Source organism: Ruegeria sp. BF8, assembly GCF_056538625.1.
In genome coordinates this window covers 92,101-109,239 of record NZ_JBQFTL010000002.1, presented here as the reverse complement: position 1 = coordinate 109,239, position 17,139 = coordinate 92,101, and the positions used below count along the sequence as shown (strand labels likewise).

Here is a 17,139-nt window from a genome sequence, read left to right as displayed (position 1 = left end):
GTTGCCTATCGGAAACAATGCCCCTAATTGAAGACTGCATACAACGGCACACGATGGGCAGGAGATTCGAGTCATGAACGGCAGAGCTATCCGGAGCGGATTGGACGTAGATCAGGTTCTGATTGATTTCATCGAGGAACGCGCGCTTCCCGGAACGGGCGTTGAGCCCGATGCATTCTGGGCCGGTCTTTCGCGGATGGTGTCCGAGTTTGGCCCGAAAAACCGCGCCTTGCTGCAAAAGCGTTCGGATATCCAGGGCAGTGTCGACGCGTGGCACCTTGCGCGCAAAGGGCAACCCATCGACATGGCCGAGTATCAGGCGTTCCTGCGCGAGATCGGCTATCTGCTGGATGAAGGCCCCGATTTCCAGATCGACACGGCGAATGTCGACCCCGAGATCGCCGCGACGCCCGGCCCGCAACTGGTGGTGCCGATCACCAATGCGCGTTTTGCTCTGAACGCGGCCAATGCCCGTTGGGGCAGCCTGTATGACGCGCTGTATGGCACCGACGCGATGGGCGACCTGCCGCAGGGGGGCGGCTATGACGCGGCCCGAGGTGCGCGGGTCATCGCCTGGGCCAAGGCGTTTCTGGACGAGGCCGCACCGCTGGCCCAAGGCAGCTGGGCCGATGTGTCCGGTCTGAAGGTCGAAGGCGGCGCATTGGTCCCGGCGCTGGCCGAACTCGGGAAATTCGTGGGCTTCGGCGGTGCGGCCGAGGCCCCGGACTTCGTGCTGCTGAAGAACAACGGCCTGCACATCCAGATCATGATCGATCCGTCCAGCACCATCGGCGCCTCGGACCCGGTGGGCATTTCCGACGTGCGCCTGGAATCGGCCCTGTCCACCATCATGGACTGCGAAGATTCGGTGGCCTGTGTCGATGCCGAGGACAAGGTCGTGGCCTATGGCAACTGGCTGGGCCTGATGAAGGGCGACCTGACCGAGGAGGTCACGAAGGGCGGCCGGACATTTACCCGCAAACTGTCCGAGGACATCGCCTTTGCCCGGCCCGACGGATCGGCCGGCAGCCTGAAGGGCCGGTCGCTGATGCTGGTGCGCAATGTGGGCCACCTGATGACCAACCCCGCCGTGCTGGACGCCGAGGGCAACGAGATCGGCGAGGGGCTGATGGACGCGCTGTGCACCACGCTGATCGCGATGCACGACCTGCAGCGCGATGGCGGCAACTCGGTCCACGGCTCGGTCTATGTGGTCAAGCCCAAGATGCACGGACCCGAAGAGGTGGCGTTCTCGGTCGAAATCTTCGACATGGTCGAGGACATTATGGGCCTGCCGCGCAACACCGTGAAGCTGGGCATCATGGATGAGGAACGCCGGACTTCGGTAAACCTCAAGGAGTGCATCCGCGCCGCGAAATCGCGCGTGGCCTTCATCAATACCGGGTTCCTCGACCGGACGGGGGACGAAATCCACACCTCGATGGAGGCCGGGCCGATGCTGCCCAAGGGCGACATGAAGAATACGCCCTGGATCCAGTCCTACGAGGATCGCAATGTCGATATCGGGCTCGCCTGTGGGCTGAAGGGCCGGGCGCAGATCGGCAAGGGTATGTGGGCCATGCCCGACCGGATGGGCGAGATGCTTGCGGCCAAGATCGGCCACCCCATGGCCGGTGCGACCTGCGCCTGGGTGCCGTCGCCCACCGCAGCGACCCTGCACGCGACCCACTACCACAAGGTGGATGTTCTGGCCCGTCAGGATGAGATCGCCGCTGGAGGCCCGCGCGGCACGCTTGACGATCTGCTGACCATCCCGCTGCTGGGCGGCCGCAACCTCAGCGACGATGAAATCACCCGCGAGATCGAGAACAACGCGCAGGGCATCCTGGGCTATGTCGTGCGCTGGGTCGATCAGGGCGTCGGCTGCTCGAAGGTGCCCGACATCAACGACGTGGGTCTGATGGAGGATCGCGCCACCTGCCGGATTTCGAGCCAGGCGCTGGCCAACTGGCTGCATCACGACGTGATCAGCGCCGATCAGGTGATGGCCGCAATCAAGAAGATGGCCGCCGTGGTTGACCGGCAGAACGCAGGCGACCCGGCCTATCGGCCCATGGCGCCGGGGTTCGACGGCATCGCCTTTCAGGCCGCCTGCGATCTGGTGTTCAAGGGGCGGGTTCAGCCGTCGGGCTATACCGAGCCGGTCCTGCATGCGCGGCGGCTGGAACTGAAGGCCCGTCAGGGCTAGAACCGGGACAGACCACCGCAGACAGAGGACAAAATCATGTCGGTTTCACTCAGAAAGGCCCGCACCATCATTCGCAAAACCCTTGAGAAAGGGCGCGAGATGGACCTGAAACCCCTGTCGGTGGTGGTGCTGGACGCCGGTGGCCATGTCATCGCGTTCGAGCGCGAGGACGGTGCCGCCCCCGGCCGGTTCGCGATTGCTCATGGCAAGGCCTATGGATCGGTCATGCTGGGCATGGCAGGCACCGCCCAGATGAAGCGGGCCGAGGCGCAGGCCTATTTCATGGCTGCGGTGAACGGGGTTTATGGCGGGCAGGTCGTTCCGGTTCCGGGCGGCGTACTGCTGCGCGACCGCAAGGGCGCGGTGATCGGTGCCGTCGGGGTAACCGGAGACACCTCGGACAACGACGCCGCTGCCGCAATGGCCGGGATCGAGGCCGCCGGGCTGACCGGCGAGACCTGATCTGCACAAGCGCCGTCCCGCCGCGGCCGCCTGTTTCGGGAAATTCGTCCCGCGCTCTGCGGAAATCGGGAACAATATGTGCGTATCTGAACACGTCCTTGCGCCATGGTGCAGGGCGTGTTTTCTTGCACGTTATTGAAGGGGCGGATAATTTCCGACCAGTTCAAGTAAAACAGCAAGGTAGCACAATGTCCCGACCCGTCGTTGGCATCATCGGCAATTCGTACCTGATGAACGACCAGTACCCCACCCATGCCGGGGGGACGATGAATTCGGACGCGGTCGCGAATGTCTCGAACTGTCTGCCGCTGCTGATCCCGGCCGATCCGCGCTATGTCGACGTGACCGAGCTGCTTGAGGTGTGCGACGGGTTCTTGCTGACCGGTGGCCGCCCCAACGTTCACCCCGAGGAATACGGCGAGTCGGCAACTGACGCACATGGCGAATTCGACCGGGCGCGCGATGCGATCACCCTGCCGCTGGTACGGGCCTGCGTGGAACGCGGCCAGCCCTTTCTGGGCATCTGCCGGGGCTTCCAAGAGGTCAACGTGGCCATGGGCGGCACTCTGTACCCGGAAATCCGCGATCTGCCCGGCCGGATGAACCACCGCATGCCGCCCGATGGCACGCTGGAAGAGAAATTCGCCCTGCGCCATGTGGTCAAGCTGACCGAGGGCGGGGTGTTCCACCGCCTGTTCGGTGCCAGTGAGGTGATGACCAATACGCTGCACGGGCAGGGCATCAAGACGGTGGGCAAAGGCGTGGTGATCGACGGCCACGCGCCGGATGGTACGCCCGAGGCGATCTATATCCAGGATGCGCCCGGGTTCACCCTGTCGGTGCAATGGCACCCGGAATGGGATGCCGCGAATGACCCGGTGTCGCGGCCTCTGTTTCAGGCTTTCGGCGACGCGGTGCGGGCTTGGTCGGCAAGTGCAATGCCGACGCCGGTGCGGCAATCGGCCTGACAATCGGCTCTCGGATTTCTTCAAAAGACCGGCGCGGCAATCACCGCGCCGGTCTTTTTTCGTTTCACACCAGCAGGTTGAACTGCTTGTTGAGCGGCAGGGTCCGAGCGCGCTGGCCGGTCAGGTCAAACAGCGCGTTGCCAACCGCCGGCATCGAGGGCGGCGTGCCGGGCTCGCCCGCGCCACCCATGAAGCGGTTGGTTTCCAACACCTTAACCTCAACCTGCGGCGCGGTGTGCATGCGCAGCGCGTCATAGTCGGGGAAGTTCATCTGTTCGACCTCGCCATCGGCGAAGGTGATCTCGCCGTAGCAAGCCGCCGACAGGCCATACATCATGCCGCCGAACATCTGCGCCTTGACGTTTTCAGGGTCCAGCGCCAGCCCCATGTCGCAGGCGATCCAGGCCTTGCTGATGCGGATGGTGCCGTCTTCGTCGACCACCTCGATCACCTGCGCGACCGGGGTGCCGAAGCTGTAGGTGAAGGCCACGCCGCGCCCCACGCCATCGGGGGTCTTGCCCGTCCAGTCGGACATGTCGCGCACCGCCTCGAGGCACCCGGCCGAGGGCGCGTGTTCGTCGCGCATCAGCTCCAGCCGGAACTCCAGCGGGTCGCGTCCGGCGGCATGGGCCATCTCGTCGATGAAGGTCTCGTGGAAGAAACCGTTGTGGCTGTTGCCGACCGAGCGCCAGAAACCCACCGGGATCTTCAGGTCGGCGATATGGCCGCTCATGCGATAGTTGGGCACCGCGTAGGGCTGGTTGAAGAACCCTTCGACCAGAACCTTGTCCGGGCCAGCGCCGGGCATTCCGGTATAGCGCTCAACGGCTTGCTGCGTGCAGGACTGCGCGGCGACCGCACCATCGATGAGCACTGCTTTGCCATCCTGAACCGCACCGCGCATCCGTGCCATCGCACCGGGGCGGTAGTAGTCGTGACGCATATCTTCTTCGCGGCTCCAGGTGGTCTGGACCGGAGTGCCGGGCATCGCCATGGCCACTTTGGTGGCGATGTCGCCGAAATCCAGCTCTCCGCGGCGACCAAACCCGCCGCCCAGATAGGTGGTGTGGATTTGGACGGCTTCGGTGTCCAAACCGGCCGTGTTGGCAACGCGGAACTGGATCAGCGTGGGGGCCTGGTTGCCGCACCACAGTTCCAAGGCGTCGCCGGTGAACAGCGCGGTGGCGTTCATCGGTTCCATCGTGGCGTGGGCCAGGTAGGGGACAGTGTATTCAGCGTCGATTACGGTCGCGCCTTCGGGAACGATGCTGACATCGCCGTCATCGCGCATGGTCGAGTTCGGATCCGCGTCGAAGGCCTTGGCGATCTCGGCAAAGATGGCGTCGGTTTCGGGCGGATAGGGGGCCTCGCCCCAATCGACGTCGATGGCCTCGACCGCCTGGTTGGCAAGCCAGGTGTTGGTGGCGATCACCGCAACACCGTTGCCCAGATCGACAACCTTTTCGACACCAGGCATTGCCTTGGCGGCGCTGTCGTCAAAGCCGTTCATCTGGCCGCCCAGCTTGGGGTTCATCCGGACGCTGGCGAATTTCATGCCGGGCAGGCGCACGTCAACGCCGAACTGGGCGGTGCCGGTAGCCTTTTCCACCATGTCCAGACGCGGCAGGGTCCGGCCCAGATAACGCCACTCGGACGGGTCGCGCAGCTCTGCCTCAATCGGTTCCATCTGCGCCACGTCTGCAGCCAGGTCGGTATAGGCGATCTTGCTGTCATCAGGCGCGATGACATGGCCCGAAGCGGTCTTCAACTGAGCCCGATCCACCCCCAGTCGGTCGGCGGCGGCCTGTTTCAGCGTCTCGCGGGCGGAGGCACCAGCCGCGCGCATTCGCTCGAACCCGTCCTTCATCGAGGTCGAGCCGCCGGTGACCTGCAGGCTGAGCGCCTTGCCGATCACGCCCAGGGCCTCGCCCAGATTGTGCTGGAAGTTCGAGACGTCATAGCCCTTGTTGGGCAGGCTCTCGCCGATTAGGGCCGAGTTGTAATAGGCCGCCGCCGCTGGTCCGTGCAGAACGGTGACCTGATCCACATCCACGTCCAGTTCCTCGGCAATCAGGGCGGCCCAGGTGGTTTTCACGCCCTGGCCCATCTCGGCGCGGGGCGCAAACAGGGTCACGCCGTTCTGGTCGATCAGGATGAAAGGGTTCAGCGCCGCTTCGCCCTCGCCCGGTTTCAGCGGGTTCTTGGCGGGACGGTTGACGTAATAGACCCCGAAAGCCACGCCGCCGACGATGGCGGCAGATCCGATCAGGAAGGTGCGGCGCAGGATTTTTCCGATGCTGGCCATGGATCAGGCCTCCTTCAGCTTGGCGGCGGCGTCGTTGATCGCGGCGCGGATGCGGGGGTAGGTGCCGCAGCGGCACAGGTTGCCCTGCATCGCCTCGTCGATTTCTTCGTCAGAGGGGGCAGGGTTTTCGGCCAGCAGCGCGGCGGCCTGCATGATCTGCCCCGACTGGCAATAGCCGCATTGCGCGACCTGATGGTCGACCCAGGCCTGCTGGATCGTGGCCAAGTTGTCGGGCGTCCCCAACCCTTCGATCGTGGTGACCTCGCCCCAGACATCGGACAGGGCAACTTGGCACGAGCGGACGGCCTCGCCGTCGATCTGCACCGTGCAGGCTCCGCAGGCGGCCACACCGCAGCCGAACTTGGTTCCGGTCAGGCCCACCTCGTCGCGCAGCACCCACAGAAGGGGGACATCGTCGGGCAGATCGACCTGATGTGGCTTTCCGTTGATCGTCAGCGTGGTCGCCATGGCGTACCTCTTTTGGCTGTGGCTGGTTTCTGACATAGTTGATGAAAAATGTCAGTGCGTCAATTGACAATTTCGCGCGAAACTGTCAGAGGTCAATTCATGGCGGAAAAACTGGATGATACACGGGCAAAGGCGATCCTGACTTCGGCGTTTCAGGCCTTTTCCGCCTATGGGTTCCGCAAGACCTCGATGGATGACATAGCGCGTGGCGCGGGCATGTCCCGTCCAGCGGTCTATCTGCATTACAAGAACAAAGATGCCATCGTTCGCAGCCTGACACAGGCGCATTACGCCGAAAAGATCGCGGCGGTGGCACATGCGCTGCAGGGCGACGGAGCGGTGTCCGAGATCCTGGCGCGGGCGATTGACGCGCAGATCGCCGGGATGGCGGCCATCCTGGCCTCGCCGCATGGGCTGGAGATGCTGGATACCAGCAAGTCCACCGCTGCCGACATCGTGGCCGAGGGCGAGGCGGCGCTGGCGGATCTCTACGCTGAATGGCTAAAGCGCGAACTGGCGGCCGGTCGCGTGCGCCTGCCGGACGGTCCGGCCGAGACCGCGCGGACCATCACCGCCGCGCTGAAGGGGATCAAGATGACCGCCTCGAACGCCGAGGAGTTCGAGCAGCGCATTGCCCAGTTGTCCGCGCTGATCGGCGCGGGGCTTGAGGTCAGGTAACCCGCTGCCGGACCTTGAATTCCGGTCTGTCCCACAAACGGTTCTGCATGATGTCAGTCAGGATCTCGACGGCGCGCGACACGTCGCATTCGTCGATATACAGCGGCGTGAAGCCGAACCGCATGATGTCGGGCGCGCGGAAATCCCCGATCACGCCGCGGGCGATCAAGGCCTGCATCGCCGCGTACCCGTCGGCAAACCGGAACGAGACCTGGCTGCCACGCATCGCGGGGTCGCGGGGGCTGGCCAGTTCCAGATCGGGGCAGGTGGCCTCGACCTGCTGGATGAACTGTTCGGTCAGGGCGATGGACTTGGCGCGCACATTATCCATGTCGGCCATGTCCCAGATATCCATCGCCGCGGCCAGCGCGGTCATCTGGATCACCGGTGGCGTGCCGACGCGCATGCGCTCGATGCCTGCGCCGGGGCGATAGTCCAGATCGAAGGCAAACGGCGCCTCGTGTCCCAGCCAGCCCGACAGGGCCGGGCGCGCGGTGTCCGCCCATTTCGGAGCGACATAGATGAAGGCCGGGGCGCCCGGACCACCGTTGAGGTATTTATAGGTGCACCCGACCGCGAAATCGGCGTTGCAGCCGGCCAGGTCCACCGGGATGGCCCCGGCTGAGTGGGCCAGATCCCACACCGTGATGACGCCGCGCGCATGGGCCAGCTCGGTCAGCGCCTTCATGTCGTGCCTGCGGCCGGTGCGATAGTCGACTTCGGTCAGCATCAGCACGGCGACTTCATCGGTAATGTGCTCGGCCACGGTCTCGGGGTCCACGACCCGAAGCTCGTACTCCTCGCCCAGCGAGCGCAGCAGCCCGTCAGCCATGTAGAGATCGGAAGGGAAGTTGCCATTGTCCGACAGGACCACCTTGCGCCCCGGGTTCAGCTCCAACGCCGAGGCAACCGCCTGAAAGACCTTGATCGACAGCGTGTCGCCGACCACGACCGTACCGGGCGCGGCGCCGATCAGGCGGCCGATCCGATCGCCCAGGTCGGTCGGCATGCCCATCCACCCGGCCTTGTTCCACCCGGTGATCAGCATCTGGCCCCATTCCTCGGTCAGCATCTTCTGTACCTTTGCGGCCGCCGCCTTGGGCAGAGGGCCCAGCGAGTTGCCGTCCAGATACAGAACTCCTTCCGGCAGGTGGAACATGGCTTTGGTGGCGGCGAAGTCGGTCATGATAAATCCCGGTGTTTTCTTGTGTCCGACCCGGGGTATCGGATCGGTGCCGGGCTGTCTACGCCCGCCTGTTTGTGGCCCGGGTGCACAATATTCGACCGCAAGGCCAAGATGCTTTGCCATCGGGGTCTGAAAGCGGTAGGACTTGGCCCGGAAGCGACATGTGCCGGTGCATGTCGTCGTTCAAAAGGGATGCTCATGCGCCGTATCGACGTACCGCCACTGTGGCTTTTGGGCTTCGCGGTGTTGGCCTGGTTGCAGGGCCGTTATCTGTCGCTCGGCCTGTCGCTGGAAGGCGGGTTGACCGACCTGCTAAGCGGGTTGCTGATTGGTGGGGGTATCCTGCTGGCGGTTCTGGCCATCGTAGAATTCCGCCGTCACCGTACGACGGTCATTCCGCATGAAACACCCACCGCAATGGTGCAGTCGGGCATCTACAAGCGCAGCCGCAATCCGATCTATCTGGGCGATGTCCTGATCCTTGCCGGGTTGATCCTGCGCTTCGATGCCGTGTTGTCGCTGGTGTTGGTTCCTGTGTTCGTCTGGGTATTGGAACGGCGGTTCATCCTGCCTGAGGAGGACCGCCTGCGCCGCACCTTCCGTGCGGATTTCGCGCGTTACGAACGCAAAACCCGTCGGTGGATCTGAAATGCGCCGACCCGTGACACAACGTAATGAATGCTGCGCTTGCGAAATAATGTTGCGCAGGATAGATCTTTGCTTAACAAACAATACCGACCACCCGCTCGGTCAGAGTGAAAATTAGGGGGACTTGCCGGTGAAAATAGGCACGCCAAAGGAAATACTGAAAGGCGAGAACCGGGTCGCGATGACTCCGGAGTCAGCCGTGCAGCTGCAGAAATTGGGCTATGAATGCGCCATCGAGAAGGGGGCTGGTGCTGCCGCCGGTTTCTCAGACGAGGCTTACGAGGCCGTCGGGGTCGAAATCGTCAAGACAGCTGCCTCTTTGTGGAAATCGTCGGACATCATCGCCAAGGTGCGCGTGCCCACCGAGACCGAAATGAAACGTCTGACCAAGGGCAAGACGCTGATCTCGTTCTTCAACCCGGCAGGGAACGAAGAAGGGATGGAATTGGCGAAAGCCAAGGGCGCCAATGTCATCGCGATGGAAATGGTGCCCCGCATCAGCCGCGCGCAGAAGATGGACGCTTTGTCTTCGATGGCCAACATCGCCGGGTACCGTGCGGTGATTGAGGCGGGCAACAACTTTGGCCGCTTCTTCACCGGCCAGGTGACGGCCGCGGGCAAGGTGCCGCCGGCCAAGGTTCTGATCGTTGGTGCCGGCGTGGCCGGTCTGGCCGCCATCGGGACGTCGACGTCGCTTGGCGCAATCACATATGCGTTCGATGTGCGCCCCGAGGTCGCTGAACAGGTCGAGTCGATGGGCGCCGAATTCGTCTATCTGGACTTTGAAGAAGAACAGCAGGATGGCTCGGCCACCGGCGGATATGCTTCGGTTCAGTCCGAGGAGTTCCGCAATGCGCAGCTGGCCAAGTTCCGCGAGCTGGCGCCCGAGATGGACATCGTCATCACCACCGCCCTGATCCCCAACCGCCCGGCCCCCAAGCTGTGGCTTGAGGATATGGTCAAGGCGATGAAGCCCGGATCAGTCATTGTGGACCTTGCGGCCGAGCGTGGAGGCAATGTCGAAGGCACCGTGCCGGATGAAAAGGTCGTGACCGACAATGGCGTGACCATCATCGGCTATACTGACTTCCCCAGCCGGATGGCGGCTCAGTCCTCGTCGCTATATGCGACCAACATCCGTCACATGATGACTGACCTTACCCCGGACAAGGGCGGTCAGATCAATCACAACATGGAAGATGACGTGATCCGTGGCGCGACCGTCACCTACGAAGGTGAGATCACCTTCCCACCGCCACCGCCCAAGGTGCAGGCCATCGCGGCCAAACCCAAAGCCGAGGTCAAGGAACTGACGCCCGAAGAAAAGCGCGCGCAAGAGATCGCTGCCTTCAAGGCGCAGACCAAGCAACAGGTCACCCTGCTGGGCGTGGGCGGTGCGCTGATGCTGCTGGTCGGGCTGGTGGCTCCTGCAAGCTTCATGCAGCATTTCATCGTCTTCGTGCTGGCCGTTTTCGTGGGCTTCCAGGTGATCTGGAACGTCAGCCACAGTCTGCACACACCGTTGATGGCGATCACCAACGCGATTTCCTCGATCATCATCGTGGGCGCGTTGATGCAAATCGGGTCGGGGTCTTTCCTCGTCATTCTGCTGGCGGCGCTGTCGATCTTCATGGCCGGGATCAACATCTTCGGCGGTTTCCTCGTAACCCGGCGCATGCTCGCCATGTTCCAGAAATCTTAAGGAGGCCGGGCACATGGAATTTGGCTTCACCACTGCCGCCTATGTCGTTGCGGCTGTTCTGTTCATCCTTTCGCTCGGCGGCCTGTCGAACCAGGAAAGCGCCAAGCGCGCGGTCTGGTACGGCATCGTTGGAATGGCGCTGGCGGTTTTTGCCACGCTGGTCGGCCCCGGATCGGGCCTGTGGCTGCTGTCGCTGCTGCTGATCATCGGCGGCGGTCTGATCGGTCAATACGTGGCGCAGCGCGTCCAGATGACCGAGATGCCGCAGCTTGTCGCCGCCATGCATTCGCTGGTGGGTCTGGCGGCGGTTTTCGTCGGGTACAACGCCCATTTCGAGATCAAGAATGTCGCCGAAGTCTTTGCGATCGTTGACGCGGCCAAGGATGCCGACCTGTCGGATCTGGGCGCCTTCGCGAAACTGATCGCCAAGAAAACTCCGGCCGAGCTGGCCATTCTGCATGTCGAGCTGTTCCTGGGCATCTTCATCGGTGCGATCACCTTTACCGGTTCGGTCGTGGCCTATGGAAAGCTGGCCGGCAAGGTGACCTCAGCGGCCACCAAGCTGCCGGGCGGGCATGCGCTGAACGCGTCGGCGGCTGGCCTCTCGCTGATCTGTCTGATTTGGTACACCGCTTCGGGTGGGTTCTTCCCGCTGTTCCTGATGACGCTGGCGGCGCTGTTCATCGGTTATCACCTGATCATGGGCATCGGCGGTGCCGACATGCCGGTCGTTGTGTCTATGCTGAACAGCTACTCGGGCTGGGCCGCGGCTGCGATCGGTTTCTCGCTGGGCAACGACCTGCTGATCGTCGTCGGCGCGCTGGTCGGCTCGTCGGGTGCGATCCTGTCCTACATCATGTGCAAGGCGATGAACCGTCACTTTGTCAGCGTGATCCTCGGCGGCTTTGGCGGCACTTCGGGACCCCAGATGGAGGTCGAAGGCGAACAGGTGGCGATCGACGCCGACGGTGTTGCAGCAGCGCTGAACGATGCCGACAGCGTCATCATCATCCCCGGCTACGGAATGGCGGTGGCGCAGGCGCAGCAATCGGTCAGCGAACTGGTCCGCAAGCTGCGCGCCAAGGGCAAGAATGTGCGCTTTGCCATCCACCCCGTCGCGGGCCGTCTTCCGGGCCACATGAACGTGCTGCTGGCCGAGGCCAAGGTGCCCTATGACATCGTGCTGGAAATGGACGAGATCAACGACGATTTCCCGGAAACGGATGTGGCGATCGTGATTGGCTCGAACGACATCGTGAACCCTGCGGCGCAGGAAGACCCGAACAGCCCCATTGCCGGGATGCCGGTTCTGGAATGCTGGAAGGCCAAGCAGGTGATTGTCTCGAAACGCGGGCAGGGCACCGGGTATTCGGGCATCGAAAACCCGCTGTTCTACAAGGAGAACACCCGCATGTTCTATGGCGACGCCAAGCAGTCGCTGGACAAGCTGCTGCCAATGATCGACTGATCCGCGGCTGTGATCCAAGAAAAAGGCGCCCATTGCGGGCGCCTTTTTTCGTTTCAGGGTATGATGCCGTATCAACGCCAATCGGCAGGAGGTGTTCCATGCAGAAGGTAAACGGCATCGGCGGCGTATTCTTCCGCGCCCGCGATCCGAAGGCTCTGTCGCAATGGTACGAGACCCATCTGGGCGTCAACCACTATGACCCGGTCCCCTGGAAGCAGCGCGAAGGCTACACCGTGTTTGCCCCATTCGCTGCGGATACGGACTATTTCGGCGATGCGGCTCAGCAATGGATGATCAACTTCCGCGTCGACGATCTGGCGGCCATGGTCGACCAACTGCGTGCGGCTGGAATCGAGGTGGAGACCCGTGACGAATGGAACAGCGAGATCGGAAAATTCGCCCGCTTGCACGACCCCGAGGGCAATCCGATCGAGCTCTGGCAGCCAAATCAATGAGATAGCCGGCTTGTATACCGCGGTATCCATGTAAGTATATGAAATAAAAAGATAATTGATGAAATTCTCTGGTGTCGTATAGTGCCCGGAACACAAGGAGCCGTTCATGACGCCAATCGAGGATCATCCGCTGCGCTATGCACTGGCCAATGAATTGCACGCGCGGCCGTTCCCTGTGGCGCAGGCGCCGTGCACGGTTGTCTTCCTTGCGATCAAAAAACCGGTCGCCGCGGTGGCGCGCGACCGAGCCGAAGATATGGCCCACCTGATCGACCTGTTGGACCGCCACGGGGCACAGCATCCGCAGCCCGATGCGACCCACTATGCCGGCCAGATCGGGCGGCACTGGTTGAAGTGGGAGCACCACACGGAATTCGTGACCTATACGGCCATCACTCAGAATGTCAGCGAGCGCGCCTTTAACCCCGCCGATTTCGAGGTTTTCCCCCCCGACTGGCTGTTGGCCAGTCCGGGCCAGCGCGTGACCTCGATCATGCTGCGGGTGGTGCCGCGCCCGGATGACGGGGCCACGCAAGCCGCGCTGGCGGATTGGTTCGAACCGGAAAGCCTGGCGGTGTCGCGGGTACTGGACGACTCGGCGATCTGCGCCAGCGATTTTCGCATCGACCCGGCGGGCCACATGCGGTTTGCCCTGTTCGTGTCCGAGGGCACCGGGCGCAGGCGCACCGGCCGGGTCATCCAGCGCCTGTGCGAGATCGAGACCTACAAGGCAATGTCCATGTTGGGCTTTGCCCGGGTTAAGGCCCTGATGCCCCAGATCGGCGAGTTGGACCGGCAACTGACCCAGTTGATGGGCGAGATGACCAAGGATACGACCCATCCCGACGATCTGCTGCCGCAATTGCTGGCCACCTCGACCGAGCTCGAGACGCTGTCGGCGCGTTCGGCCTTTCGCTTTGCCGCGACGGGGGCCTATGAGGCCATCGTGCACCAGCGGATCGAGGCGCTGCGCGAGGATCGCTTCCACGGGCGTCAGACATTCGCCGATTTCATGATGCGCCGCTATGACCCGGCCATGCGCACGGTCAAGGCAACCGAACGGCGGCTGCAGGCACTTTCGGACCGGGCCATTCGCGCCGGCGACCTGCTGCGAACGCGGGTCGATGTCGAGCGCAGCGCGCAGAACCAGGCCTTGCTGGAGAGCATGGACCGCCGAGCGGATCTGGCGCTGCGATTGCAGCACACGGTCGAAGGTCTGTCGGTGGTCGCCATCAGCTATTATGCGGTGTCTCTGGTCAGCTACCTGCTGTACCCGTTGACCAATGCGGGGATCAGCAAGGGGATGCTGACCGCAGGCGTGACGCTGCCGGTAGTGGCGCTTGTCTGGCTGGCCGTGCGCCGCATCCGCCGCAAGCTGGAATAGCGCGGCTTGCCAACCGGCGCACTGCCTGTATTGCTGCGAGGCAGATATTTCGCTGGCAGGGCAGGTTTCATGATCGGATTGGTTTCAGCCTGGCGGGCCGTGGCCGCCATGTTCATCCTGAACGGCGCCCTGTTCGGGATCTGGGCCTCGCGCATTCCGGCCGTCCGTGACCGTCTGGGGCTGAGCCACGAGGAACTGGGCTATGGCCTGCTGTTCATGGCGGCCGGGGCAGTGTGTTCCTTTCCAGTCACCGGACGCCTGACCGACAGGTTTGGCGCGGTGACCGTGACGCGGGTGATCGCGGTCCTGTACACGGCCTCACTGATCCTTCTTGCGGCCGCCGACAGCTTCGCCATGCTGGCTGCGTTCCTGTTCATCTTCGGGGCCTTCCACGGCTCGATGGATGTGGCCATGAACGCCTGGGCCGCCGAGGTCGAGCAGGCCTATGCCAAACCGGTGATGTCCTCGTTCCACGCGATGTGGAGCCTTGGTGCCGGGTTGGGTGCGCTCAGCGGCTATGGCGCGGTTCAGCTGCAGCTTGACGTGTTGCCGCATTTCCTGCTGGCCGGCGGGGCAACCGTCGCGCTGGCGCTTGCCCTGTCCTGGGTCCGATGGACGTCGCGGCGGGTGCAGTCTGACGCCAACGCGATCTTTGCCTTGCCCAGCGGCGTTCTGGTTCTGGTCGGGCTGACCGCGATGTGCGGCGCGTTGGGCGAGGGGGCTGTGGCTGACTGGAGCGCCATCTTTCTGCGGGATGTCACGGGTGTGGCTGAAAGCGTTGCAGCTTTGGGCTATGCCGTTTTTTCGGTGTCCATGGTTGCCGTGCGGCTGCTAGGCGGCCTCGTGATCGCCCGGTTCGGCCCGGTGCCGGTGGCCCGGGTCAGCGGAGCCTGCGCGGCTTTGGGCGTGTTCTTGGTGGTATCGGCCGGGGGCGCGGTCGGGGCACTGGCTGGATTCGCGATGATGGGCGTGGGCTATGCGGTGATCATGCCGCTGGCCTTCAGCCGGGCGGCGAATGACCCGCATGTCCCACCGGGGCAGGCCATCGCCAGTGTCGCCACTTTGGGGTACGGAGGTCTGCTGATCGGTCCGCCGCTTATCGGGCTTCTGGCGGGGATCCTGTCACTGCGGCTGGCCTTTGCCGTCCTGCTGCCGCTGGCGGTGGTGATCGTGGTGTTGGCCGGCGCGCTCAGGCGCGCCGACTGACTTTGGTTCAGCGTCCGCGGATCCGCGGATCGAGCGCATCGCGCAGGCCGTCGCCCAGATAGTTGACGCTCAGCACGGTCAGCGAGATTGCCAGGCCGGGCCAGAACACACGCTCGGGGTATTGCTGCAGATAGTCGACGCCATCGAACAGTAGCCGGCCCCAGGTGGGGAAGTCAGGCGGGAAGCCCAGCCCCAGGAAGGACAGCGCGCTTTCGGTGATGATCGCCGTGGCGATGCCCAGCGTGGCCGAGACCATGATCGGCGACAGCACGTTGGGCAGGATGTGCCGGGTGATGATCTGCGTGTTGCTGGTACCGATCGAGCGGGCGGCCAGAACGAATTCGCGTTCCTTGATGGCCAGCACGTCGCCGCGCACGATCCGCGCCGTAGGCATCCACGAGGTGATGCCGATGGCGCAGACGATCAGGATGAAAATCCCACGTTCAAGCCCGAACGCAGCGGACAGAGGCTCGCGGAACAGCAGCATCATCACCAGCAGCAGCGGCAGCAGCGGCAGGGCCAGGAACAGATCGGTCAGGCGCATCAGCGGCCCGTCCAGCCGTTTGAAGAACCCGGCAACCACGCCGATGAACGACCCCAGGAACAGCGCCAGCAGCATCGCGGTGATGCCGACCGATACCGAGGTCTGCCCCCCAGACATCATTCGCGCCATGATGTCCCGGCCCAGCTGATCGGTGCCGAACGGATGGGTCCAGCTGGGCCCCTGGTTGCGGGCCCGGATGTCGATCTGGGTCGGGTCGATGGTCCACAGGAACGGGCCAAGGTAGACGGCCGCGACAATGAAGATGAACAGCATCGCGCCGATCATGGCGCCCTTGTGGGTCTTGAACTGGTCCCACACGTCGCGCCACTGGCTGCGAGGTGGGGTGGTCAGTTCTTCCATTACATCGGCAGTCGGCAAGGCCGTCGAGGCCGGCGCAAGGCCCTCATCAGGGACCAGCGTGTCTGATTGATTGTGATCAGTCATAGCGGATCCTCGGGTCCAGAATGCCATAGAGAACGTCCGCGATCAGGTTGAACAGGACGATCAGCACGGCAAAGATGAAGGTCAGCGTCTGCACCATCGGCAAGTCATTGGCCTGAATGGCGCCGATCAGCAGCTGGCCGATGCCGTTCACCTTGAACACCTGCTCGGTGATGATCGCGCCACCAAAGATCGCCGGAATACCCAGAGCGATCACGGTAACCACCGGGATCATCGAGTTGCGCAGGACATGTACCATGACGACGGTGTATTCGCTCAGGCCCTTGGCGCGGGCGGTACGGACGTAATCCTGGTTGAGGTTGTCCAGCATCGAGGCGCGCATGAACCGGCTGAGCTGCGCGGTGATCTGCAGCGCCAGCACCATCACGGGCATGATCATCTGTTTCAGCTGAATGACGAAGCTGTCCCAGTCATTGACCACATGCGTCGTGTCATAGATCGACGGGAACCAGCCCAACTGGACCGAGAAGATCACGATCACCAGCACCCCCGAGAAGAACGGCGGAACCGAGAAGCCGACCATCGACACGAAGGTGCCCATCTGGTCGAACCAGGAATACTGGCGATAGGCCGAATAGATGCCAATGGGCAGGGCGATCAGGATGGCGACCACATAGGCGGTGCCTACAACCCACAGGGTCTGCGGGATACGCTGAACGACGATGTCCATGACGGGCGAGCGGGTCTGCCACGAAATCACACGCAGGTCACCTTCGGAAAAGGTGGTGCCAAAGATGTGGTCGACCAAAACCTGCGGTTCGATCCAGAAGAACTGCACGATCCATTTCCAGAACCGGACATGCATAGGCTGGCCGAGGCCAAGCGCCTCGCGCATCTTCTCTTTGACTTCAGGCGGAACGGTAAGCGGAACCTGTGCCATCGGGTCGCCGGGGGCGAGCTCGAGCAACAGGAAGATGACGAGACTGATGAACAACAGCGTCGGAACGGCCAGGATCAGTCGTCGAATGGTGAAGTTGAGCATTAAGAGGCGCCT

15 protein-coding genes are annotated in these 17,139 nt (G+C 63.1%); 10 read left to right on the top strand and 5 right to left on the bottom strand.

From position 1 onward, the window contains the following. The first annotated feature begins 73 nt into the window (after positions 1-73). The 3 genes from ACR0LD_RS08065 (at position 74) to ACR0LD_RS08055 (ending at position 3,639) form a co-directional block, all read left to right on the top strand. A complete protein-coding gene (locus tag ACR0LD_RS08065) occupies positions 74-2,209 on the top strand; it encodes a malate synthase G (protein ID WP_480636385.1) in 2,136 nt (711 codons plus the stop codon). Positions 2,210-2,245: 36 nt separating this feature from the next. Continuing rightward, a complete protein-coding gene (locus ACR0LD_RS08060; protein ID WP_170340334.1) occupies positions 2,246-2,671 on the top strand; it encodes a GlcG/HbpS family heme-binding protein in 426 nt (141 codons plus the stop codon). Positions 2,672-2,859: 188 nt separating this feature from the next. After that, complete coding sequence (locus ACR0LD_RS08055) at positions 2,860-3,639, top strand: gamma-glutamyl-gamma-aminobutyrate hydrolase family protein (protein ID WP_170340336.1); 780 nt, start codon at positions 2,860-2,862, stop codon at positions 3,637-3,639. Positions 3,640-3,703: 64 nt separating this feature from the next. Here ACR0LD_RS08055 and ACR0LD_RS08050 read toward each other — a convergent pair whose 3' ends face one another. Together ACR0LD_RS08050 and ACR0LD_RS08045 are read right to left on the bottom strand one after the other, a co-directional pair. Further along, entirely contained in the window at positions 3,704-5,944 is a 2,241-nt protein-coding gene (locus ACR0LD_RS08050) for a xanthine dehydrogenase family protein molybdopterin-binding subunit (RefSeq protein ID WP_480636382.1), read from the bottom strand. A gap of 3 nt (positions 5,945-5,947) precedes the next feature. Further along, complete coding sequence (locus ACR0LD_RS08045; protein ID WP_170340339.1) at positions 5,948-6,412, bottom strand: (2Fe-2S)-binding protein; 465 nt, start codon at positions 6,410-6,412, stop codon at positions 5,948-5,950. A gap of 99 nt (positions 6,413-6,511) precedes the next feature. On the opposite strand from ACR0LD_RS08045, the gene ACR0LD_RS08040 reads away from it, so the two are divergent. After that, complete coding sequence (locus ACR0LD_RS08040) at positions 6,512-7,090, top strand: TetR/AcrR family transcriptional regulator (protein ID WP_170391032.1); 579 nt, start codon at positions 6,512-6,514, stop codon at positions 7,088-7,090. Here ACR0LD_RS08040 and kynU read toward each other — a convergent pair. Next, positions 7,083-8,276, bottom strand: coding sequence for a kynureninase (kynU, locus tag ACR0LD_RS08035; protein WP_170441976.1), 1,194 nt, complete (start codon positions 8,274-8,276; stop codon positions 7,083-7,085). The two genes, ACR0LD_RS08040 and kynU, sit on opposite strands and share 8 nt — an antisense overlap. A gap of 198 nt (positions 8,277-8,474) precedes the next feature. On the opposite strand from kynU, the gene ACR0LD_RS08030 reads away from it, so the two are divergent. The 6 genes from ACR0LD_RS08030 to ACR0LD_RS08005 all read left to right on the top strand — a co-directional run bounded on the left by ACR0LD_RS08030 (position 8,475) and on the right by ACR0LD_RS08005 (position 15,139). Next, positions 8,475-8,924 (top strand): methyltransferase family protein, encoded by a 450-nt coding sequence (locus ACR0LD_RS08030; protein ID WP_093964875.1) that lies wholly within the window; start codon positions 8,475-8,477, stop codon positions 8,922-8,924. 130 nt (positions 8,925-9,054) lie between these two features. Beyond that, on the top strand, positions 9,055-10,626 hold the full coding sequence (locus ACR0LD_RS08025) for a Re/Si-specific NAD(P)(+) transhydrogenase subunit alpha (RefSeq protein ID WP_480636380.1): 1,572 nt from the start codon (positions 9,055-9,057) through the stop codon (positions 10,624-10,626). Between the two features lie 13 nt (positions 10,627-10,639). Further along, positions 10,640-12,094: an NAD(P)(+) transhydrogenase (Re/Si-specific) subunit beta gene (locus ACR0LD_RS08020; RefSeq protein WP_170357315.1), complete on the top strand. Its 1,455-nt coding sequence runs from the start codon at positions 10,640-10,642 to the stop codon at positions 12,092-12,094. Between the two features lie 98 nt (positions 12,095-12,192). Beyond that, positions 12,193-12,549 (top strand): VOC family protein, encoded by a 357-nt coding sequence (locus ACR0LD_RS08015; RefSeq protein WP_149776878.1) that lies wholly within the window; start codon positions 12,193-12,195, stop codon positions 12,547-12,549. Positions 12,550-12,655: 106 nt separating this feature from the next. Continuing rightward, positions 12,656-13,933, top strand: a complete 1,278-nt coding sequence (locus ACR0LD_RS08010) for a DUF3422 family protein (protein WP_170508821.1) — start codon at positions 12,656-12,658, stop codon at positions 13,931-13,933. Between the two features lie 69 nt (positions 13,934-14,002). Further along, positions 14,003-15,139, top strand: coding sequence for an MFS transporter (locus ACR0LD_RS08005; protein ID WP_480636377.1), 1,137 nt, complete (start codon positions 14,003-14,005; stop codon positions 15,137-15,139). A 7-nt stretch (positions 15,140-15,146) separates the two neighbouring features. Here ACR0LD_RS08005 and ACR0LD_RS08000 read toward each other — a convergent pair whose 3' ends face one another. Together ACR0LD_RS08000 and ACR0LD_RS07995 are read right to left on the bottom strand one after the other, a co-directional pair. Beyond that, a complete protein-coding gene (locus ACR0LD_RS08000; RefSeq protein ID WP_480636376.1) occupies positions 15,147-16,127 on the bottom strand; it encodes an ABC transporter permease in 981 nt (326 codons plus the stop codon). Beyond that, positions 16,120-17,127 (bottom strand): ABC transporter permease, encoded by a 1,008-nt coding sequence (locus ACR0LD_RS07995; protein WP_170340961.1) that lies wholly within the window; start codon positions 17,125-17,127, stop codon positions 16,120-16,122. The genes ACR0LD_RS08000 and ACR0LD_RS07995 overlap by 8 nt, the downstream gene beginning before the upstream one ends. Between the last annotated feature and the right edge of the window lie 12 nt (positions 17,128-17,139).